Below are 21014 nucleotides of genomic sequence, written 5' to 3'. Positions count from 1 at the left end.
AACGGGTCCTTAGGGCTTGATCAGTGTTGCGGTTGCAAGGGATGCGATGCCTTCTTCGCGGCCTGTAAATCCTAGCCGTTCCGAAGTCGTGGCTTTGACAGAGACGCGTGCAATATCGACTGACATAATGTCTGCAAGCGTTTGACGCATTGCATCGGCGTGCGGTCCAATTTTGGGATGTTCGCAAACCAAAGTCACATCGCAATTGCCTAAGTCGTAGCCTTTTGAACGGGCCAAATCGATGGCATGACGCAAAAAGATATCACTCGCGGCGCCTTTCCATTTCATATCAGAGGGCGGAAAATGCTGACCAATGTCGCCCATCGCCAGTGCGCCATATATCGCATCCGTCAGCGCATGCATACCGACATCGGCGTCAGAGTGCCCTTGCAGAGTGCGCGTGTGTGGCACTTTCACGCCGCAAATCCATACATGATCCCCCGCGCCAAAGCGGTGCACGTCATAGCCATTGCCAAGGCGTATATCCATTGGGCTTGTGTCCTTTTGTAACTGGGTGCGCTGCGCCAAAATGCGCTCAGCGCGAAAAAAATCATCCGCGTGGGTGATCTTAAAATTGTCTTCATGGCCTGTGGTGATGGCCACGGTTATCTGTGCGGCGCGGGCCACTTCGACGTCATCGGCGGCTGAGCCTGTGAAATCAGTATGCGCGCGTAGAATTGATTTAAAGTCAAAGCCTTGTGGTGTTTGCGCGCGCCATAAATCCGTGCGATCCTGCGTGCCGTCAACCGTATCTGTGCCGCGCCACAGGGCATCTGTGACAGGCAAGGCAGGGGCCGCGCCGTTGCTGTGCGCAAGTGCTGCGATCACATCTTGGATGACCTGTGCTGGCACCAAGGCGCGGGCCGCATCGTGGATCAAAACCTGTTGAATATCGCGATCACTCAGCGCCGCAAGGCCCGCTTTCACCGAAGCAGATCGGCTGTCGCCGCCCTCAACGCAGGTGACATCATGCAGGTTTGCAGTGTGCTTTAGATCATCAGTGTGGTGCACAACAAGGATCGTATCAACAAAAGGGCGCAGGGCGTGAATGGTGTGATCAATCACACGCGGACACGCGGGATCATCGCCCAGAGAGCGCCATTGTTTGGGAAGAGACCCGCCAGCGCGGGTGCCGCGTCCTGCGGCAACGATCAAGGCTGCTATTGTCATGATCTCGTGAATAATCCTTGGGACAGTCCGTGGCAATGGGGGCTTGCGGGGTGGTGGTCGATTAAAAAATAGGCAAATTTGGTTTTAAGCCGTTTTTTTGCGCTCTACCCTTTGCGACTCTGTGAAATGAGGTCTACCCCATAAGTCTATGCACAAGGATTAATCGCTTGCCCGTTCATTTGGCAGATATAACACTCGACCCACCAATTTTTCTCGCGCCGATGGCGGGGATTACAGATTTACCGTTTCGCAATTTGGTTGCGTCTTTCGGTGCGGGGCTTGTTGTGTCTGAAATGGTGGCAAGCCATGACATGTTAAATGCCCGTGCGGGATCGCGCGAAAAGGCCGAACTTGGGTTTGGCATTGAAAGCACTGCGGTGCAATTGGCGGGTCGTGAAGCCCATTGGATGGGCGAGGCTGCCAAAATGGTGGCTGCAAACGGCGCGCGCATTATCGACATTAATATGGGCTGTCCGGCCAAAAAGGTTGTGAGCGGCTATTCTGGATCGGCGTTGATGCGCGATTTGGATCATGCGCTGACCTTGATCGAAGCTGTCGTCGCCGCTGTGGATGTGCCTGTGACGCTGAAAACCCGTCTTGGCTGGGATGATGCTTTGCTGAATGCGCCAGAGCTTGCGCGTCGCGCCGAAGCTGCGGGCATTCAGATGATCACCATCCATGGGCGCACGCGCTGTCAAATGTACAAAGGGGCCGCTGATTGGGCTGCCATTCGTGCAGTGAAGGACGCTGTGCGCATTCCTGTCATTGCCAATGGTGACATCACATCAACGCAAAATGCCAAAACGGCGCTCGAACAATCTGGGGCCGACGGCGTTATGATTGGGCGTGGAGCGCAGGGGCGTCCTTGGCTTTTGGCGCAGGTCGCTGCCAATCTGATGGGCGCACCCACGCCAGACGTGCCCAAGGGACAGGCGTTTAGCGATATGGTCGCGGGTCATTTCGACGCTGGTCTGTCGTTTTACGGTGTTGAACTGGGCGCACGGGTGATGCGCAAACATTTGAGTTGGTACATGGACACAGCCGAAACCCCAAGCGCGCTGCGCAAAGAGATTTTGACCCTCAAAGACCCTCGTAAAGTTTTTGATCACTTGCCCCAAGCTTTAAACCAAAAAGGGAATGCCGCATGAGTCTGACGTCATTCGAAACGCTGTGGCCGTCATTGCCCGTGCCTTCTGTGATTGTGTCTGATGATGACAAAATCGCTGAAATGAATTCCGCCGCCGAAGATTTTTTGAACGCGTCAGTGCGCTCTGTGCGCGGGGTGCCTGTGTTTGACAAGCTGGCGATTGATGCGCCGCTTGAAGAAGCATTTGAACGGGTGCGCCGCGATGATGCGCCGATGTTTATCAACAATGTTGATGTGTCCGGCGGCAATGCGGCCCCTGTGCAGTGTAACATTCAAATAGCCCCTTTAGCGGGCAAGCCCGGATGGATTTTGTTTCTGATGGAACCTCGCCAGATTGCAGATCGGTTGGGGCGGTCGCATTCTGTCAAATCATCGGCGCGCTCGGCGATTGGTATGGCTGAAATGCTGGCGCATGAAATCAAAAACCCGCTTGCGGGGATCACGGGCGCTGCACAGCTATTGTCGATGGGTATATCTGCCGAAGACCAAGAACTGACGGATTTGATCGTCGAAGAAAGCCGCCGGATTGTTGCGCTGTTGGAACAAGTCGAACAATTCGGTAATCTGCGCCCTCCTGCCAAACGCCCGATCAATATCCATGATTTGATCGACCGCGCGCGCAAGTCTGCAGAGTTGTCGTATGGCGCGTCTATGACGTTTGTCGAGGATTTCGATCCGTCTTTGCCATCCACATTCGTTGATGGCGATCAGTTTATGCAGGTGCTTTTGAACCTGTTTAAAAACGCATCCGAGGCATCTAACAAAGAGGGTGGCACGATCCGCATTCGGACCTTTTATGACTTGGCGCTGCGATTGCGTCGCAAAGATGGATCTGGCGCGGCTTTGCCATTGCAGGTTGAAATCACGGATGATGGTCCGGGGTTGCCGCCTGAGATTGCCAGCGACATTTTTGAACCCTTTGTTTCTGGGCGCGAAAATGGCACGGGCTTGGGGCTTGCGTTGGTGTCTAAAATTATTTCGGATCACGAAGGTTGGATTTCCGTGGACTCTGTCCCGGGCAAGACCGTGTTCCGCATTTCACTACCTGTAGCGCCCAAAACCACTGCTTAGGGCTGCTATTGAATTGATAAAAAGGTTCGCGTTGCGCGCAATGTGAACACCAAAGGAGAGTTGAGAGATGGACGGCACGATCCTCGTCGCAGATGACGACCGCACAATTCGCACAGTTTTGACCCAAGCCCTGACACGTGCAGGGTGCAAAGTGCATGCGACCTCATCGCTCGTGACGCTGATGCGTTGGGTGGAAGAGGGAAAAGGGGACTTGGTGATCTCCGATGTGATGATGCCAGATGGCAATGGGATTGAGGCGCTGCCAAAAATCGCCAAAATTCGCCCTGGTCTGCCGGTGATTGTGATCTCGGCGCAAAACACCATTATGACGGCCATTCAAGCCGCCGAAGCCGAAGCGTTTGACTATCTGCCTAAACCGTTTGATTTGCCCGACTTGATGAAACGCGCCGCAAAAGCGCTTGAGGTCAAGCGCCGTGCCAACCCTGCACCCTCAACCGCCAAAGCGCCGATTGAGATGCAAGACGATTTGCCTTTGGTGGGGCGCACACCTGCGATGCAAACGCTGTACCGTCTTGTTGCGCGCGTGATGAACACGGATCTTCCGGTTTTGATCACTGGCGAAAGCGGCACAGGTAAATCTTTGATCGCCCGCGCTATTCATGATTTTTCAGACCGCAGATCTTTGCCTTTTGTCGTGGTGACCGCCACAGATTTAGCCACAATGGAAGGGCCGGCAGCGGTCATTTCACGGGCCAAAAACGGTTCTATTTTGTTCGATGAAGTTGGCGATCTAGATGAAGACGCCCAAGCGCGCATTGTGCGGATGCTGGACAGTTTCACAGATCATTCCCCGCGCATTATGGCGACCTCTCAGGCCGATTTAAGTGCTAAAATGGAAGAAGGCGTGTTTCGCCAAGACTTGTTCTACCGCTTGGGGGGCGTGACTTTGTCTGTGCCAAGCCTGCGCGAACGGGTTGATGATATTCCGCTGTTGGCCGAGTATTTCTTTGGCAAAGCTGACCGTGATGGCATGGCGCTGCGTAAATTTACCCCTGAGGCCACCGAACTTGTGCGCGCGTACAGCTGGCCCGGCAACGTGCGTCAGCTTGAAAACACGATCCGTCGGCTGATTGTCACGGCACCAGAAGAAGAAATCACCCGTGCCGAGGTCGAACTTGTCTTGGGCAACCAGCCCGCTGTCGAGCCGCTTCAAGGTGGTGGAGAGGGCGAAAAACTGTCTGCTTCTGTGGGCAAACATTTGCGTCGGTATTTCGATTTACATGGCGGTGTTTTGCCGCCTCCTGGCCTGTATCAGCGTATTTTAAAGGAAGTTGAGGGGCCATTGATCGAAATCGCATTGGATTCTGTTGGTGGAAATCAGGCTAAATGTGCTGATTTACTTGGGATCAACCGCAATACCTTGCGTAAAAAGATAAATGATCTCGATATTCAGGTGACACGCCGTCGCAAATTGATGTAAAACCGCCACACCCGTGTTGATTTGGGCGCAGTGACAGAATCGTCACGCTTTTTGCGTCTGGATCATACGGGGGGCGGCACACAAATTTTGGTGCCTGTCTGTATCAGTCGGGGGGCGGTTTTGCGAAAGCCTATAGCGAGATCTAGCTTAAACAAGCTTATGCGGCTGCGCCGTCAAAGACGCTTTACCAACTGGGCCACTGTGGCTTTGTTTGTGGCGGGTCCTTTGCTTGCGGTTACGACATTTGTTGTTATCGGGCCTTTGGGGCAAGCGGCATCCTCTGGTGGGCTGCGGGCCGTACTTTTATCAGATTTGGTCTATGTGCTTGTCGTCGCTGGCTTGGTGGCGCAGCGCGTTGTTAAAATGATTGCGGCGCGCCGTGCGCATTCTGCGGGATCGCGACTTCACCTGCGGTTGACGGGGGTGTTCGTGCTTTTGGCGCTGATCCCCACGGTCACTGTTGCTGTTTTTGCTGTCGTCACGTTGAACTTCGGCCTTGAGGGCTGGTTTTCAGATCGTGTGCGCAATGTTGTTGGGTCGTCTTTGGCTGCAGCCGAGGCGTATGAGGGCGAGCACCGTGATGGGCTGGCCTCTGACACGCGCAGTCTGGCAACGTTTATCACCGAACGCCGACGCGCTGTCACGATTTTGTCTGACGGCTCGTTGCGCGAAGTGCTGAACCAAGGGCAGGGACTGATACAACGTGGCCTGCGCGAAGCCTTTGTGATTGACGGACAAGGTGACATTAAGGCGCGCGGCGAGCGATCCTATTTGTTTGATTATGAAATGCCATCTTCAAACCAATTGGCCCGTGCCGAGGTCGGGGATTTGGTGATGATTGATGATTGGGATGCCAATGAAAGTCGTGCTTTGCTGCGTCTTGTTGGGTTCTCTGATCGCTACCTTTATGTGACGCGCGACGTGGATGGCGACATCTTGAGCCTGTTGGATGAAACCCAAGAAACCGTCGCTTTGTACAACCAACTTGAAAGCGAACGTGGGCGGTTGCTTTTCGAATTTGGTCTGATTTATTTGGCCTTTGCGTTGATCTTGATCTTGGCGGCCACTTGGGTTGGATTGTGGTTTGCCGAACGTCTGGCGCGCCCTGTTGGTCGTCTGGTCGAGGCGTCAAACCGTGTCAGAGAGGGGGATCTTTCTGCGCGCGTGTCTGAGGAAAACGGTGATGATGAAATTGCCATATTGGGCCGTGTTTTCAATCAGATGACAGGTGAACTTAAACGACAACGAGATATGTTGTTGGAACGCAATGCGCAGATCGAACAACGTCGCCGTTTGTTTGATTCCGTTCTAGGGTCTGTGACAGCGGGCGTTATTGCGCTGGAATCTGACGGAAGTGTCGCGTTGCTCAACCCATCAGCTGAGGGGCTTTTGTCTATCACGAGCGGTGATGTGATTGATTTACCTTTGAGCGTTGCTGTGCCGGAATTCGGACCGCTGTTTGCCACCTTGCAAGACCAAGGGCGCGAAGTGGTGCAAGACGAACTGCGTTTGATCCGATCTGAATCACAAGAAAGCCTGTTGGTGCGCATCGCATGTCGACGCGATGTCGATGGTGCGTTGGAAGGATACGTTGTGGCCTTTGATGATGTGACGGATCTTGTCAGCGCACAACGGATGGCTGCTTGGGGCGATGTTGCACGGCGCATTGCCCATGAAATTAAAAACCCACTGACGCCAATTCAATTGTCTGCCGAACGTATTTTGCGCAAATTTGGCAAAGGCATGAGCGACGACGATAGAGCTTCTTTGGAACAGTACACATCGGTTATTGTGCGCCAAACTGGTGATTTGCGTCGCATTGTCGATGAGTTTTCCAAATTTGCCCGTATGCCAACCCCTGAGCGGCGCGAACATGATTTGGTCGAACTGGTCAAAGGCGCAGTTTTGTTGCAACGTAATGCACAAGTGGGCGTAAAAATCGAAACCAAAATTGCCCCTCAGACCGCCATCGCCGAAGTGGATGCGACGATGATTGGTCAAGCGTTGACCAACTTGATCAAAAATGCGGGGGAGGCCATTGAGGGTCTGGGCGAAAAGGGTTTTCCTATGGGCTATCAATCACGCATTCTCGTGACGCTTGAGGAACATGATGGCCAAGCGGTGATCACCATCACGGACAATGGCATTGGCCTGCCAGAAGACCGTTCGCGGTTGTTCGAACCTTATGTGACCACGCGCGACAAAGGCACGGGGCTTGGTTTGCCAATTGTGAAGAAAATTATCGATGAACACGGGGGCAGTCTCACGTTGAGTGATGGTGTTGCCCTTGATCCATCGGGAACCATTGGGGCCTGCGCAACGGTGCGTTTGGATCTGGTGGTGCCAGAAATTAACCTTGTTAAAGAAAAACTTGCAGTGTGAATGTAGAGTGGGAGTGTAGGGCATGTCTGATATTTTGATCGTCGATGACGAACGTGATATTCGTGAGTTGATTGGGGACATTTTGCAAGATGAAGGGTTTGAAACCCGTCTGGCGGCAAATGCCGATGCCTGTATGGCTGAAATCGATGCGGCGGTGCCGTCATTGATGGTGCTCGATATTTGGCTCAAAGACAGCCACATGGATGGGATCGATATTCTCAAACATGTCAAACGCGAACACCCCGAAGTGCCGATCATCATTATTTCTGGCCACGGAAATATCGAAATTGCCGTCGCTGCGATCAAACAAGGCGCGTATGATTTCATCGAAAAGCCGTTTAAAATTGACCAGTTGATGGTCGTTATCGGTCGCGCCATGGAAACATCGCGTCTGCGCCGTGAAAACTCTGCGCTCAAACGCAAAGATGGTGGCGAAGTTGATTTGATCGGCGGGTCTGCTGTGTTCAAGCAGTTGAAATCCAATCTGGAAAAAGTCACCAAATCCAATGGCCGCGTGATGCTGACAGGCCCTGCTGGTGTCGGCAAAGAAGTCGCTGCACGTTATATTCACAGCCACTCTGATCGTGGCGGATTCCCGTTTATCACGGTGAGTTCTGCCACCATTGAACCGGACCGGATGGAAGACGTGCTGTTTGGCCGTGAGACGCCTGAAAAAGGGATCGAAAAGGGCTTGTTAGAGCAAGCCAGCGGTGGGGTTATCTATTTCGATGAAGTGGCGGACATGCCCGCAGGCACGCAATCCAAAATCCTGCGCGTTTTGGTCGACCAGCAATTCACACGTGTTGGCGGGTCCGAAAAAGTGTCGGTCGATTTGCGGGTGATTTCATCCACCAGCCATGATCTTGCCGCTGACATTGCCGCTGGGCAGTTTCGCGAAGAGTTGTTTCATCGCTTGAATGTGGTGCCAATTGAAGTGCCCGCTTTGGAAAAACGCCGCGAAGACATTCCCGTTTTGGCCAAAGCATTTATTGAACAATTCAATAAAAGTCAGGGGCTTCCGCTGCGCAAGCTGTCAAGCGATGCCATTGCGATGCTGCAAACTTTGGCTTGGCCCGGCAACGTGCGCCAGTTGAAAAACGTGATCGAACGCGTGCTAATTTTGGGCGACAGCACTGAAGATATCTCAGCCGATGAATTGCCAGAACAGGCGCCACTAGGCGAAGATGACGGGCGTTCTATTTTGTCGCCAAGCATCGCCACCTTGCCATTGCGCGAGGCGCGTGAATTGTTTGAACGCGAATATTTGCTGACCCAGATCAATCGTTTTGGTGGCAATATTTCACGCACAGCCACGTTTGTCGGTATGGAACGCTCTGCGTTGCACCGTAAATTGAAATCGCTAGGTGTGGTCACAGGAAATAAATCCGGCGGACGCGTGGCTTACGTGCCAGAAGAGGTGGACTGATCCGGCAACGCCTGCGCGCAGAACAGCGCACGGGGACCAGCAAGGCGTTGACCAAGCACAGCAGACGTGCAAACCAAGGGCTTGAAACAAAACCACGGCTTTGGAAACACAGCTTGGGAAACAAGGGATGATGCGATGAAAGTCATCATTTGCGGCGCGGGTCAGGTTGGCTGGCAAATCGCACGCCAACTGTCAGGCGAAAAAAACGACGTGACTGTTGTGGACAACAATCCCGACTTGGTGCGCCGTGCGATGGACACGCTTGATGTGCAAGGTGTCGAAGGCTTTGCCTCATACCCCGATGTGCTGGCCAAAGCCGGGGCGCGCGATGCGGATATGATCATCGCAGCGACTCATTCTGACGAGGTCAACATGGTCACATGTCAGGTGGCGCATTCGGTGTTTGACGTGCCGCGCAAGATCGCGCGCCTACGCGCACAGTCCTATTTGACCGCGATCTATTCTGATTTGTACCGCCGCGATCACATGCCTATTGATGTGGTGATTTCCCCTGAAAAAGAAGTGGCAGAGGCCGCTTTGCGCCGTCTGGCCGCCCCCGCAGCATTCGATACACAGGCCTTTTTAGGCGGCAGTGCGCAGTTGATGGGCATTTCTTTGGATGAACATTGCCCCGTTTTAAACACCTCATTGCGCGAGTTGACGGATTTGTTTTCGACCTTGCGCGCGATTGTGGTTGGGGTGCGTCGCGATGGCACTTTGTTTGCCCCTGAACCTGATGATCAACTTTACGCTGGCGATGACGTCTATCTGTTCTTGCATTCCAAAGACATCACACGCTCGCTGGAAATCTTTGGCAAAACCAACCGCAAACAAGAACGTGTGGTGATTTTGGGCGGTGGTAATGTTGGTCTTGGGGTCGCGCAGGCGCTTGAGGCGCGCACCGAACGTGTGCGGGCCAAGGTGATCGAAAAGAACCGGACGATTGCTGAAAAAGCAGCTGATGCGCTTGAGCGTACGATTGTTTTGCATGGTGATGCGCTTGACAGCGAGGTTCTGGCCGAAGCGGGCATTTCACGCGCAGACGCCGTTTTGTGTGTCACGGACGACGATAAGGTCAACATGCTGTCTGCGGTGCGTGCCAAACAGGCGGGCTGCTCTATGGCGATTTGTCTGGTGAATGATCCATCCCTTGTGCCTGTGCTCGCAGCGCTTGATATTGACGCTTATATCAACCCACGTGCCACCACCGTGTCATCCATTTTACGCCACATCCGCCATGGTCGCGTGCGTAATGTTTATTCTGTGGGGGACGGCGAGGCCGAGGTGATCGAAGCACAAGTTCTGTCCACATCACCGCTCTCAGGGCGTCGTATTCGTGACATCGATTTCCCCGAAGGCGTATTGGTCGGCGCAGTGATGCATGGCGACACTTATATGAAGCCTGCAGGCGAATTGCGGATTGAAGAAGGCGATGTGATCACGCTGTTTTCTCTCGCAGCGGATGTCCCCGAAGTGGAACGCCTTTTGCAAGTTTCGATTGATTACTTCTAATGAACCGCTTTTCGCGCATGCCCTTTTTTGTGCAGCTGATGCTGATTTGCGCGGGCGCGATGATGCTGCCAGCAGCCTATGGTGCGGCGGTGTCTCAGCACCTTGCATCACGGTCATTTTTTTATGCTGGCATTCTTTTGGCTACGTTTTCGGTGTTGATCTCGATCGCACGGTTTCGCAGTGAAGCGACGGAAAACCGCGATACAGGCAAAGAGCGCGACCGCGAAGGGCGCAACCAACTTTTGGTGCTTTTGGCCGCCTATACGGTTTTGCCAGTCCTTTTGGCTGTGCCTTTTTCGGAATCCTTGCCGGACACGACCTTTTTTAACGCCTATTTTGAAATGGTATCGGCTTTAACCACCACCGGTGCCACTGTTTTTGAAGATCCCAGTCGCCTGCCGCGCACCTTGCATTTGTGGACCGCTTTGGTCGCTTGGCTTGGGGGCTTGTTCGCTTGGGTCACGGCCATCGCTGTGCTCGCGCCGCTCAATTTGGGTGGGTTTGAAGTGATTTCCGCGCGGGCCCCTATCGTGGGCAATGCGGTTGCCTCGCGCACCTCACAAATTGTTCAAGTTGCTGCGGGGCCTGAACGGCTTTCGCGCTATACGCAGCGGTTGTTCCCTGTGTATTTCGGCCTCACGCTGGTGCTTTGGTTCGCGCTTGCTATGTCCGGCTCAACGCCTTTTGTGGCGCTGTGTCACGCGATGTCGACAATGTCTACGTCGGGGATTTCCCCTGTTGGCGGCTTGACAGGGGCGCAATCGGGCTTTGGCGGCGAGCTGTTGGTCTTTGCCTTTTTGTCGCTGGCTTTGTCGCGCAAGACCTTTACCGTTGATCAGGGCGGGTCGGATGTAAAACCTTTGCACCGCGACTCTGAGGTTAAAATCGCTTTGGCTTTACTTGTTATTCTGCCAATCATTTTGTTCGCACGTCACTGGGGCGGGGCGATGGAGATTGCGGATCAAAACGACTTCAGTGCTGCGGTCAATTCCCTGTGGGGGGGCGTGTTTATGGTGATGTCCTTTTTGACCACGACAGGCTTTGAAAGCAGCAGTTGGGACACCGCGCGGCTTTGGTCAGGGTTGCAAGCCCCTGGGGTTTTGCTTTTGGGACTTGCTGTTTTTGGCGGTGGTGTTGCCACAACAGCGGGCGGGGTAAAGCTGCTACGGCTTTATGCATTGGTGCGCCACGGCGAACGTGAAATTGAGAAACTGATTTCGCCCAGTTCCGTCGGTGGTGCAGGGGCCCGTGCGCGTCGTATTCGCCGCCAAGGTGCCTATGTTGCTTGGGTTTATTTCATGCTGTTTGCCATGACCATTGCCGTCGTGATGATGGCGTTGTCTTTGTTTGGCATTCATTTTGAAGAAGCGGCTGTTTTCACAGTCTCAGCGTTAACAACCACGGGGCCGTTGGTCTATTTTGCCGCCGAAGTTCCTTTTAGCTACGCTGATTTGGGCACTGCTCCCAAAGCGATTTTGGCTGCAACTATGGTGCTTGGTCGCTTGGAAATGCTGGCTATTGTTGCGCTGCTCAATCCAGAATTCTGGCGCAGGTAGCCATTTATTTGATCAGAGATTTGCCCCCTCAAGCGCTTTAAGGCAGTTAATTGCGACGATTTGGGAACAAGTTAATGATTTCAGGGGCCTGAAATATTGACATTCCTCTCTACATGTTGCGAACATGTGCAAAAGTGCTGCCGTCAGAGAGGCAGTTCGCAACAAAAGCGCAAGAAAAAGGCAAATATATATGGCCGCCGATAAGCAAAACCTGCAAGATGCATTTCTGAACAATGTTCGCAAAGCAAAAGTTCCCGTAACAATATTTTTAATTAATGGTGTTAAACTCCAAGGTGTTATCACTTGGTTTGACAATTTTTGTGTGCTTTTGCGCCGCGATGGTCAGTCTCAGCTTGTCTACAAACACGCGATTTCAACCATTATGCCGTCCACGCCGATCAGCCTGTACGACGGTGAAGAGTAAACTTTGCAAGAACATGATAAACCGCTTACGCGGGCTTGGGTGATCCACCCTGACATTCAATCTGATCGCAACCGGCGAGACCCTGTTTCGGGCCTTGCCGAAGCTGTTTCGCTGTCTGCGGCTTTGCCGTCGCTTGACACAATTGGTGGCGAAATCGTTCGCCTGCCCAAACTGCAACCTGGGTGGTTGTTTGGTAAGGGTAAGATCGAAGAACTGCGTCTGCGTTTGGAAGAAAACGAAATCGAACTTGTGCTGGTGGATGGCCCCGTCAGTCCCGCGCAACAACGCAATCTGGAAAAAGAGTGGGGGGTCAAACTGCTCGACCGCACCGGTCTTATTCTTGAGATTTTCTCGGATCGGGCGCGTACCCGCGAGGGTGTGTTGCAAGTTGAAATGGCAGCCTTGGCCTATCAACGCACCCGTTTGGTGCGTGCTTGGACCCACCTTGAGCGTCAGCGTGGCGGTCTAGGGTTTGTCGGCGGACCTGGGGAAACCCAGATCGAAGCGGACCGTCGGGCCATTGATGATCACATGAATAGATTGCGCAAACAGCTTGAAAAGGTTGTGAAAACACGCGAATTGCACCGTGCTTCACGCGCCAAAGTGCCATTCCCGATTGTGGCGCTTGTTGGCTACACCAACGCCGGTAAATCGACCTTTTTCAACAAGGTCACTGGTGCGGATGTGTTTGTCAAAGACATGTTATTTGCGACGCTTGATCCCACCATGCGCTCGGTCGTTTTGCCCGCGCCGCAAGGGGGCACAGATCGTGAAATAATCCTGTCTGACACCGTTGGTTTCATTTCATCATTGCCAACCCAGCTTGTCGCGTCTTTCCGTGCGACGCTTGAAGAGGTGCTTGATGCCGATTTGATCATCCATGTGCGCGACATTGCCCATGAGAAAACCCATGAGCAAGCACTGGATGTGCGGACGATTTTGAACGATCTGGGCATCAAAGAAGATGCGCCGATGTTTGAAGTCTGGAACAAAATTGACCTTTTGGACGATGAGGCCCGCGATGCGCGTCTTGCGCGTGCAGAGGCCGAGGATGACAAGTTCGCCATTTCTGCGATCACGGGCGAGGGTGTGCCAGAACTTTTGGATGCGATTTCGCGCTTTTTCGAAGAGGAAAAAATCCGCCGCGAATTTGTCATTCCATATTCTGAGGGCAGAAAACGAGCTTGGTTGTTTGAACAGCAGATCCTTGAACACGAGGAAGCAACCGAAGATGGCTATGCCGTCACCGTGTTGTGGACCCCGCGCCAAGAAAAAGAATACCGCGAAATGTGATGGTTTGGCGCGCGATTGTGAGGCGGTGCAGATTTGATGCTGACCTCAAAATACTCCCGTGCGCCAAATCACAAATTTATTTGTAAAACTGTTGTGCATATTCAGCCCTGTCTTTGAAGCAGGGCTATTTTCCAAACATACCAAGGCGTTTAAACAGCCAGACTTGGCCTATGCCGACCACGATCAAAATCGCACAAACAATGGCAAACCCCCAAGCGCTATCAGCCAAAGGAATGCCGCCCACATTGACGCCTAAAAGCCCCGTCAGCAGCCCCAGCGGCAAAAATATAGCCGCCACGATAGACAGCAAAAGCATTTGGCTGTTCATCGTTTCAGCGCGGCGATCCATGATTTGATCTTGCACGATTTGCGCACGATCACGGATGGCTTCCAATTCTTCGGCCATGCGGGTCACGCGGTCCGCTGCTTCACGCAAGCGACTGCGATCACGCTCTTGCAGCCATGATACATCTTCGATTTCCAGTGTTGTCAGGGCATCACGTTGCGGGAACATATAACGGCGCAATGTCGTGGCAGAATGGCGCAATTGTGCCAGCCGCATCCTTGCGTCTTGCAGTTTGCCGCCCTCAGACAGATCTTCTTCCAGCGTATCAATCGCATCATTAAGCGCGGCCACGATAGGTTCGGCGCGGTCCGATAGGCGTAGCGATAGTTTGGCGGCAAAATCACCGGGCGTTTCAGGGGCTTTGCCCCGTTGCATCGCATCAAACAAATCGTCGATGGCTTTGAGTTTGCGTTTCCACACGCCGATGATCACCGTGTCTTGAATCCACAGGCGCACAGAAATCATGTCTTCTGGATCAGCCCCTTCGTTCAAATTCACGCCACGCAAATTCAAAATAACACCGTCATTGTGAACGGTGCAGCGAGGGCGGGTTTCTTCGGCGGTTAAGGCGTCAGACACGAAGCCGTCCAAATCAAAGGGGGCCAGTTCCAACTTTGTCGTTTCTTGGCCTGCGCCGCCGTAAACCCAAGCAAAGCTAAAGCCTTTTGTACCCTGAGATGTGCCAGCTATGGCTGCAGAGGCCGCGAAATCTTGCAGGTCTGCTTCACGCGATCTGCCGTGCCCATCTAGGGCAAAAAGCTGCACTGCGCGGGGGGGCTGTGTCATGTTTTAGGCTCCGATATGATGCGCCTTGGTGCGGCGTATTTTGTGGCGTGATGTGGCATGGAACGCTTGTTAATCTTCGGGCAAAAGATGCGTTATGCCAACCCCTGCCGCACGAGCCAGTGCGGGATCAAGCGTCATTGGCACATATTCTCCACGCCGCCACAATTCGCCCAAGTCATCATAGTGACGCGACAAAGGGTGCCCAGATTGGCCGGTGGCAATAATGAAAACCGAGCTGTCAGGGTCGGCAAAATCATACACACCGCGATAGGCAGCCCCGTGTACATTGGTAAAGGGTTGATCGCCCGTGCCAGAGGTAAGGCCGCGCATCAATGTGTTGTCACCGCCCGAGGTGGATTGGCGAATGTTCACAACCCATTTAAGAAACGGCACTTTACCCAGCACTGGGTGCTCGTGTTGGGCTGCATGCGCATCGCCCCAACGCAAAGATTCCAAAGCTGTGCCATAGGTTTCACCGACCCAAAGCAAAGCATCATCCAAGGATTGGCGCGCAATATCAGAACAGCTTTCCGTCGGTGCGGATTGCAGCACATCACACCACACAGACGCCCCACCGATATCGCGGTACACACGTTCAATAAACAAAGGTTCGACATGGGTGTAAGCGCGCGACAGTGGCCCCAATTCGTCACGGATCAGCCTGTCTTGCAACGCGCGCATCCATGCCGAATAGATCAAAGGTTCGGGCAAATGTTCATTCATTTCGCCGTTCCATTCGGCCAGCAATTGCAAGGCGCGTTGGCGTTGGCGCTCTGGCGTGCCTTCGGGGGCAGCTTCGCCTGTGAACCACAAATCAGCGGCCACAAGCGGCAAAAGCGAGCGTGCAGAATAAGATACGATGTCGTTTTGCGCCTCGATAAAGCTTTCACGGGTGTGGACTTCGCGGTTTTGCATCAAACGCTTCCATCGCTCAATGCGCTGTGTGTCACCCCAGTGAAACGACAGATGGTTCGGAAACGGCGCATCGGTGGTTTTGTTGTTTGTATTGCCGATGATGCCGCCCTTTTGAGGCTCAAACAAAGGTAAATCATCATAATCACGCCAGCCTTGCCACTGGTTTTCGGCCACCCAACCTTGGGATGGAATGCGCCCTTGGCTTTGATGCGCGGCATTGCGAACTGGCGCAAGGCCAATGGTTTTTTGGGCGATATAGCTGGGGTCAGCTAAAGCCAGATTGAGCGCGGGTGCTGCAAAGTCACGACCTGCGGCCAAGCCTTGGCGCACCGTGTTTGCATTCATCAACTTGTACAGCGCGGACAAGGATTTATCTTGATATGACAGAGCCGTCCATGACACGGAAACGATATGGCCATTGGGTGTGACCGTGTTCAAATCAAACGCTTTTTGCGGCAACACAGGCCCGTTGTCTGTCCATTGCAGGGTGATCGTTTCGGGCGCTTGATCTTTGATGCGCACAATCGACGGTTTACTGCGCATTCTTTTGTACCCATCGGGCGTCAGAACTTCGCTTGAGTTATCGGGGTTTACCTTTTCGATAAACAGATCAGCATCATCGGTGTAGGTCGAGGTGATCCCCCAAGACAGGGTTTCTTTGCGCCCTGCAATGATGAACGGGATGCCCGGAATGCTCGCGCCAATGACTCCGCCTGATTGCAATTCAAGACGGGCCAAATACCACGCGCCAGGCGCGCTGAACCCCAGATGGGGATCGTTGGCCATCAAAGACGCGCTGGAGGCTGCCCGCTCAGGCGAGGCGGCCCAAACATTCGACGCGCCACCAAACGGGGCTGCGTTGAGGCCGGCCATGGCATATTCTGTGTGCAAAGCGGGTTGATTAGGCGCGACACTTGGGAAAAGTGTCGCGAAATCTGCCAGCAACGATGTGGGCGCGCCGGGGGCATCGGGTAAAATATCTTTGACCCGTTCAGAGGGCAGCAATAGTGATGTGCGGGCCCGTAACACTTCGGCAGAAATATGGTCTGACTGGCGCAGAGCCACCAGTTTGAGCAAGGCGATGGAATCCTCTGGGCGCCAATAGGAAATTTCAGATGGAAATAAGAAAAACTCAGGCGCACCACGACCCATCGCGCCTTTGTTTATTTCAATGATCCACGCATTCACGCCGCGCGCATAAGCTTTGAGCGCTGCTGTGGTTTCGGGTGTTTGCAAGGGGGCTGAGGATTCGGCAGCTTCATACACAGCCAGCCTGCGCATCAATTCATCTGTATCTTTTGTGCGTTCGCCATACACTTCAGACAGTTTTCCTTGGGCCGTGCGCCGCAACAGCATCATTTGAAATAGGCGGTCTTGGGCATGAGCGAACCCTAGCCCAAAATACACATCTTCGTCGGTGTCACCAAAAATATGCGGCACATTTGCGGTATCGCGCGCAATTTCCAGAGGGCCGGCAATGCCGTTGACCGTGACCGTGGCGTCGTAGTCGGGCAGGGACCGTGACCCCAGATAATAGGCCATATAACCGCCTAAAAGCGCAAGAATTAGACCGCCAGTGAAGATGCGAAAGAGCCATTTAAAGAAAAGTGCCATGGGCTGTGCAGACCTGCTTATTGTGAATTTGGCGGTCCTGTGCTTTAGGACTTAGGCGCGTTAAATCACATTTGATTAGAGGAAAAAAGCCATGGCGACAGTAGCATTTTTAGGACTTGGAGTTATGGGCTTTCCGATGGCACGACATCTGGCCGCTGCAGGGCATGATGTACGTGTGTTCAATCGCACAGAATCAAAAGCAAAAGCTTGGGCTGACGCGCATGGCGGGGCATCCGCACCAACGCCGCGTGAAGCCGCCGAAGGGTGTGATTTCGTCATGGCCTGTGTGGGCAATGACTATGATCTGCGCTCAGTTTGTTTGGGCGATGACGGCGCATTTGCCGGCATGTCCGCAGGGGCTATTTTCGTCGACCACACCACAGTATCAGCCAAAGTCACCCGTGAGCTGGCTGAAATCGCTGCCGCAAAAACTGTCGGCTACGTCGATGCGCCTGTCTCTGGTGGCCAAGCTGGGGCCGAAAACGGTGTATTGTCTGTGATGTGTGGTGGGTCTGAGGTCGATTTCGCCGCCGCTGAACCTGTGATGCAAGCCTATGGCAAAATTGTGAAACGTTTGGGCGCGGTTGGCGCAGGTCAGACGGCCAAAATGTGCAACCAAATTGCCATAGCCGGACTGGTTCAGGGTCTGTCAGAAGCTCTGCATTTGGCTGAAAAATCCGGTCTGGATGGCGAAGCTTTGGTTGATGTGATTTCTGGCGGTGCGGCTGGCAGTTGGCAGATGGTCAATCGTCACAAAACAATGCTGGCAGATGAATATGAGCACGGCTTTGCCGTTGATTGGATGCGCAAAGATTTGGCGATCTGTTTGGAAGCAGGCGATGACGTGGGCGCAAGCCTGCCAGTCACAGCCCTTGTCGATCAGTTCTATAAAGATGTGCAAAAGATGGGTGGCGGGCGTTGGGATACCTCTAGTTTGATGAAGCGTCTCAAAGCTTTTGAATAACGCATTATAACACCTGAATGAGGGCGATGACTGCGGTTGTTTGGCCCTCATTTTGGAATTTTGCATGACTATTTTCTAGCATGACGCGGGCTTTGCCGTTACCTTGTTGGCAGATATGATTTTGGAAAAATAACATGCTTGAAACCCTGCTTGCGTTCCTTAACAAACCCTCAGGATACCAAACACCTTTGCCCGAAGCCGACGCACGTCACGCGATGGGGGCACTTATGGTGCGGGCTGCGAAGGCAGATAACACCTATTTGTTCGAAGAAATTCAGGTGATTGATCGGGTTTTGGCTGGGCGCTATGGGTTGAACCCGATTGAAGCCGCTAAAATGCGCGCAGCGTGCCAAAAACTAGAAAGCCAAATGCCTGATACATCCGAGATGACAGGCATTTTGAAAAACGCGATCAGTTCTGATGAAAAAGAAGCGACATTGAGCGCGCTTTGGGCTGTGGTCTATGCCGATGGTGTTAATCACGCTGAAGAAGACGCGCTTTTGCACCAAATCGAAGACGTGCTTGGCATTTCCCCTGAGCGCGCCAAAGAATTGCAAATCGCGGCGCAAACCTAGTCATGTTGATGTTGCTGAGCGCTGTGTGAAAACCGCGCGTTACAACGCATTCCAATCCCTCTCTCTAACTGTTATAAGCGTGTTCAAATACAGGAATTTATGAACATGGCCGAAAAGAAATCATCGGGTCGCGGCGCGCGTGATCTACGGGTGAAAGTTAAATCTGCACGCGGGCGCAAGCTGTCCTCGACCCTTTGGCTTGAGCGCCAGTTGAATGATCCATATGTGAAACGCGCCCAAACAGATGGGTTTCGCGGTCGTGCTGCCTATAAAATTCTTGAACTTGATGACAAATTTCGCTTTCTCGTGCCAGGGGCGCGGGTTGTGGATTTGGGCTGTGCGCCGGGCGGTTGGTGCCAGATTGCCGTTAAGCGGGTGAATTCTTTGGGTGAAAAGTCGGGCAAACGTGTTGGTTATGTTTTGGGTGTCGATTTGCAAGAAGTCGAACCTATTGCTGGCGCCGAAATTCACCAATTGGATTTTATGGAAGACGACGCAGATATCAAAACCAAGAAATGGCTTGGGGGGCATGCTGATGTTGTGATGTCTGACATGGCGGCCTCTGCCTCGGGTCACAAACAAACGGATCACAACCGCATCATGGCCTTGTGTGAAGCTGCGGCGTATTTCGCATTTGACGTGCTGGAAGAAGGCGGGACATTCGTCGCTAAAGTTTTGGCTGGTGGTGCTGAGGGCGATCTTCAAAAGGTTTTAAAGCAACGCTTTACCAAAGTAATGCACGTCAAACCCCCAGCGTCGCGCTCTGACAGTTCCGAAAAATTCGTCGTGGCGACTGGGTTTAAAGGTTAGTCCAACGCAGTCTTGGGGCCGCATGTCCGTTGATAATATGTTGGTGGCATTGGGCCCGTAGGCTGGCATATCTGGACGCATATGAATGGTGGGCAAGACATCTTGCACGTCGCGCCTTTTGCATAAATTCTTTGAACATCTAGCATTCAAATACGTTGTACACGCGGCGTTCTTTTCTAGATGACGTTTTGGTTTATTTTTCGGACCAAAATCGTCTTTTGGGGTTGGACAAATGCGGGATGATCTGCTTATCTCCTGATAAATGGTATACCAAAAATATTAGGTGCGGCCATACGGCGGTAACCTGTTCATCGGGGAAAAACACATGGATATGAGCAAACGGTTGCAGGGCAAGGTCGTTGTCATGACGGCTGCGGGTCAGGGGATTGGTCGGGCTTGTGCGGTGCGGATGGCAGCGGAAGGCGCGCGGGTTATTGCGACGGATATCAACGCGGATTCTGTGGCGGAATTGAACGCGATTGATGGCATAGAGGCGCGTGTTCTCAATGTGTTAGATGCCAATGCGATCACGGAATTGGCAACTGATATCGGCGCTGTCGATGTGCTGTTCAACTGCGCAGGCATCGTCCATGCGGGCGATATTTTGCACACGCCAGAAGACGATTGGGACATGGCATTTGCGCTCAACGCCAAGGCGCAATACCGTATGATCCGCGCATTTTTGCCTGCGATGTTGACCAACGGCGGCGGCTCTATCATCAATATGTCTTCGGTCGCGGGGCCTGTTACGGGGCCTGCAAATCGCTTGGCTTACAGCGCGTCCAAGGCGGCTGTCGCGGGCATGACGCGGGCAATCGCGACGGATTATGTGACGCAAGGCATCCGCTGTAATTCGATTTGCCCCGGCACGGTCGACAGCCCATCATTGCATCAACGCCTGAAAGATACCGGCGATTACGAGGGCGCGCTGAGTGCTTTTGTGGCGCGTCAGCCCATGGGGCGCATTGGGCAACCGCATGAAATTGCTGCTCTTGTGGCCTATCTTGCTTCGGATGAATCTGGTTTCACCACGGGACAAGAACACATCATCGATGGCGGCTGGACAGCTTAAGAAATTTGATTTTGAGGAAGGAAGACTATGAAACTTGTACGCTATGGGGCGCGCGGCGCTGAAAAACCGGGAATGATTGATGCGGATGGCGCGTTGCGCGATTTGTCTGCTCATGTGTCTGATATTGCTGGCGAAGTTCTGGTGAACTTGAGCGCGCTCAAAGACATTGATCCTGCGACTTTGCCACTGGTTGAGGGCAATCCGCGCTATGGCGCTTGTGTGGGTGGAACCGGAAAATTCATCTGTATCGGTCTCAATTATGCTGATCACGCTGCTGAATCCGGTCTGGAAGTGCCGCCTGAGCCAGTGATTTTTGCCAAATACACCTCAGCGATTTGTGGCCCGAATGATGACATCATCATCCCGCGCGAGTCTGAGAAAACCGACTGGGAAGTCGAGCTTGGGTTTGTGATCGGCAAGAAAGCCAAATACGTGTCTGAAGCCGACGCGATGGACCACGTTGCTGGCTTTTGCCTGATCAACGATGTGTCTGAGCGGTCGTACCAAATT

The 21014-nt window shown here is 53.1% G+C and carries 17 protein-coding genes; 14 read left to right on the top strand and 3 right to left on the bottom strand.

The features are described 5' to 3' along the window. Positions 1–9 precede the first annotated feature (9 nt). Positions 10–1170, bottom strand: coding sequence for a bifunctional 2-C-methyl-D-erythritol 4-phosphate cytidylyltransferase/2-C-methyl-D-erythritol 2,4-cyclodiphosphate synthase (locus tag BM025_RS10090; RefSeq protein WP_085849475.1), 1161 nt, complete (start codon positions 1168–1170; stop codon positions 10–12). Between the two features lie 167 nt (positions 1171–1337). On the opposite strand from BM025_RS10090, the gene dusB reads away from it, so the two are divergent. The 9 genes from dusB (at position 1338) to hflX (ending at position 13422) form a co-directional block, all read left to right on the top strand. Then, positions 1338–2318: a tRNA dihydrouridine synthase DusB gene (gene dusB / locus BM025_RS10085; RefSeq protein ID WP_085849474.1), complete on the top strand. Its 981-nt coding sequence runs from the start codon at positions 1338–1340 to the stop codon at positions 2316–2318. Continuing rightward, entirely contained in the window at positions 2315–3388 is a 1074-nt protein-coding gene (locus BM025_RS10080) for a two-component system sensor histidine kinase NtrB (protein ID WP_085849473.1), read from the top strand. Before dusB ends, BM025_RS10080 begins: the two co-directional genes overlap by 4 nt. Before the next feature lie 67 nt (positions 3389–3455). Continuing rightward, complete coding sequence (locus tag BM025_RS10075; RefSeq protein ID WP_085849472.1) at positions 3456–4829, top strand: response regulator; 1374 nt, start codon at positions 3456–3458, stop codon at positions 4827–4829. A 159-nt stretch (positions 4830–4988) separates the two neighbouring features. Continuing rightward, positions 4989–7211 carry a sensor histidine kinase NtrY-like gene (locus tag BM025_RS10070; protein ID WP_085849471.1) on the top strand — a complete coding sequence of 741 codons (2223 nt, stop codon included), beginning with the start codon at positions 4989–4991 and terminating at the stop codon, positions 7209–7211. A gap of 22 nt (positions 7212–7233) precedes the next feature. Then, positions 7234–8637, top strand: a complete 1404-nt coding sequence (ntrX, locus tag BM025_RS10065; protein WP_085849470.1) for a nitrogen assimilation response regulator NtrX — start codon at positions 7234–7236, stop codon at positions 8635–8637. 135 nt (positions 8638–8772) lie between these two features. After that, the gene (gene trkA, locus BM025_RS10060) at positions 8773–10149 is read left to right on the top strand and encodes a Trk system potassium transporter TrkA (RefSeq protein WP_085849469.1); all 1377 of its coding nucleotides are present in this window, start codon (positions 8773–8775) and stop codon (positions 10147–10149) included. Then, complete coding sequence (locus tag BM025_RS10055; RefSeq protein ID WP_085849468.1) at positions 10149–11705, top strand: TrkH family potassium uptake protein; 1557 nt, start codon at positions 10149–10151, stop codon at positions 11703–11705. The genes trkA and BM025_RS10055 overlap by 1 nt, the downstream gene beginning before the upstream one ends. 190 nt (positions 11706–11895) lie before the next feature. After that, positions 11896–12129: an RNA chaperone Hfq gene (gene hfq, locus BM025_RS10050; protein ID WP_085849467.1), complete on the top strand. Its 234-nt coding sequence runs from the start codon at positions 11896–11898 to the stop codon at positions 12127–12129. A 3-nt stretch (positions 12130–12132) separates the two neighbouring features. Next, positions 12133–13422 carry a GTPase HflX gene (gene hflX, locus BM025_RS10045; protein WP_085849466.1) on the top strand — a complete coding sequence of 430 codons (1290 nt, stop codon included), beginning with the start codon at positions 12133–12135 and terminating at the stop codon, positions 13420–13422. Between the two features lie 124 nt (positions 13423–13546). Here the strand turns inward: hflX and BM025_RS10040 are convergent, their stop codons facing one another. Both BM025_RS10040 and BM025_RS10035 read right to left on the bottom strand, forming a co-directional pair. Continuing rightward, on the bottom strand, positions 13547–14554 hold the full coding sequence (locus tag BM025_RS10040; protein ID WP_085849465.1) for a zinc transporter ZntB: 1008 nt from the start codon (positions 14552–14554) through the stop codon (positions 13547–13549). Between the two features lie 69 nt (positions 14555–14623). After that, positions 14624–17083 carry a penicillin acylase family protein gene (locus BM025_RS10035; RefSeq protein WP_085849464.1) on the bottom strand — a complete coding sequence of 820 codons (2460 nt, stop codon included), beginning with the start codon at positions 17081–17083 and terminating at the stop codon, positions 14624–14626. A gap of 91 nt (positions 17084–17174) precedes the next feature. Between BM025_RS10035 and BM025_RS10030 the strand changes: the two genes are divergently transcribed. The 5 genes from BM025_RS10030 to BM025_RS10010 form a co-directional block, all read left to right on the top strand. After that, the gene (locus BM025_RS10030; protein ID WP_085849463.1) at positions 17175–18047 is read left to right on the top strand and encodes an NAD(P)-dependent oxidoreductase; all 873 of its coding nucleotides are present in this window, start codon (positions 17175–17177) and stop codon (positions 18045–18047) included. A 134-nt stretch (positions 18048–18181) separates the two neighbouring features. Beyond that, a complete protein-coding gene (locus BM025_RS10025; protein ID WP_085849462.1) occupies positions 18182–18622 on the top strand; it encodes a tellurite resistance TerB family protein in 441 nt (146 codons plus the stop codon). Positions 18623–18727: 105 nt separating this feature from the next. Continuing rightward, complete coding sequence (locus tag BM025_RS10020) at positions 18728–19432, top strand: RlmE family RNA methyltransferase (RefSeq protein WP_085849461.1); 705 nt, start codon at positions 18728–18730, stop codon at positions 19430–19432. Positions 19433–19763: 331 nt separating this feature from the next. Continuing rightward, positions 19764–20504, top strand: coding sequence for an SDR family oxidoreductase (locus tag BM025_RS10015; protein WP_085850898.1), 741 nt, complete (start codon positions 19764–19766; stop codon positions 20502–20504). Positions 20505–20531: 27 nt separating this feature from the next. Continuing rightward, on the top strand, positions 20532–21014 hold a 483-nt coding region (locus tag BM025_RS10010; RefSeq protein ID WP_139204561.1), incomplete at its 3' end, for a fumarylacetoacetate hydrolase family protein.

The organism is Pacificibacter marinus (assembly GCF_900109555.1).
GTDB lineage: Bacteria > Pseudomonadota > Alphaproteobacteria > Rhodobacterales > Rhodobacteraceae > Celeribacter > Celeribacter marinus_C.
This window is presented reverse-complemented; position numbering and strand designations above follow the sequence as displayed.

Bases quoted from the DNA above. Each gene is read 5' to 3' on its own strand.
- BM025_RS10090 (WP_085849475.1), bottom strand. From the start codon at position 1,170: ATGACAATAGCAGCCTTGATCGTTGCCGCAGGACGCGGCACCCGCGCT.
- BM025_RS10080 (WP_085849473.1), top strand. From the start codon at position 2,315: ATGAGTCTGACGTCATTCGAAACGCTGTGGCCGTCATTGCCCGTGCCT.
- BM025_RS10075 (WP_085849472.1), top strand. From the start codon at position 3,456: ATGGACGGCACGATCCTCGTCGCAGATGACGACCGCACAATTCGCACA.
- BM025_RS10070 (WP_085849471.1), top strand. From the start codon at position 4,989: ATGCGGCTGCGCCGTCAAAGACGCTTTACCAACTGGGCCACTGTGGCT.
- ntrX (WP_085849470.1), top strand. From the start codon at position 7,234: ATGTCTGATATTTTGATCGTCGATGACGAACGTGATATTCGTGAGTTG.
- trkA (WP_085849469.1), top strand. From the start codon at position 8,773: ATGAAAGTCATCATTTGCGGCGCGGGTCAGGTTGGCTGGCAAATCGCA.
- BM025_RS10055 (WP_085849468.1), top strand. From the start codon at position 10,149: ATGAACCGCTTTTCGCGCATGCCCTTTTTTGTGCAGCTGATGCTGATT.
- hfq (WP_085849467.1), top strand. From the start codon at position 11,896: ATGGCCGCCGATAAGCAAAACCTGCAAGATGCATTTCTGAACAATGTT.
- BM025_RS10040 (WP_085849465.1), bottom strand. From the start codon at position 14,554: ATGACACAGCCCCCCCGCGCAGTGCAGCTTTTTGCCCTAGATGGGCAC.
- BM025_RS10035 (WP_085849464.1), bottom strand. From the start codon at position 17,083: ATGGCACTTTTCTTTAAATGGCTCTTTCGCATCTTCACTGGCGGTCTA.
- BM025_RS10030 (WP_085849463.1), top strand. From the start codon at position 17,175: ATGGCGACAGTAGCATTTTTAGGACTTGGAGTTATGGGCTTTCCGATG.
- BM025_RS10025 (WP_085849462.1), top strand. From the start codon at position 18,182: ATGCTTGAAACCCTGCTTGCGTTCCTTAACAAACCCTCAGGATACCAA.
- BM025_RS10020 (WP_085849461.1), top strand. From the start codon at position 18,728: ATGGCCGAAAAGAAATCATCGGGTCGCGGCGCGCGTGATCTACGGGTG.
- BM025_RS10015 (WP_085850898.1), top strand. From the start codon at position 19,764: ATGAGCAAACGGTTGCAGGGCAAGGTCGTTGTCATGACGGCTGCGGGT.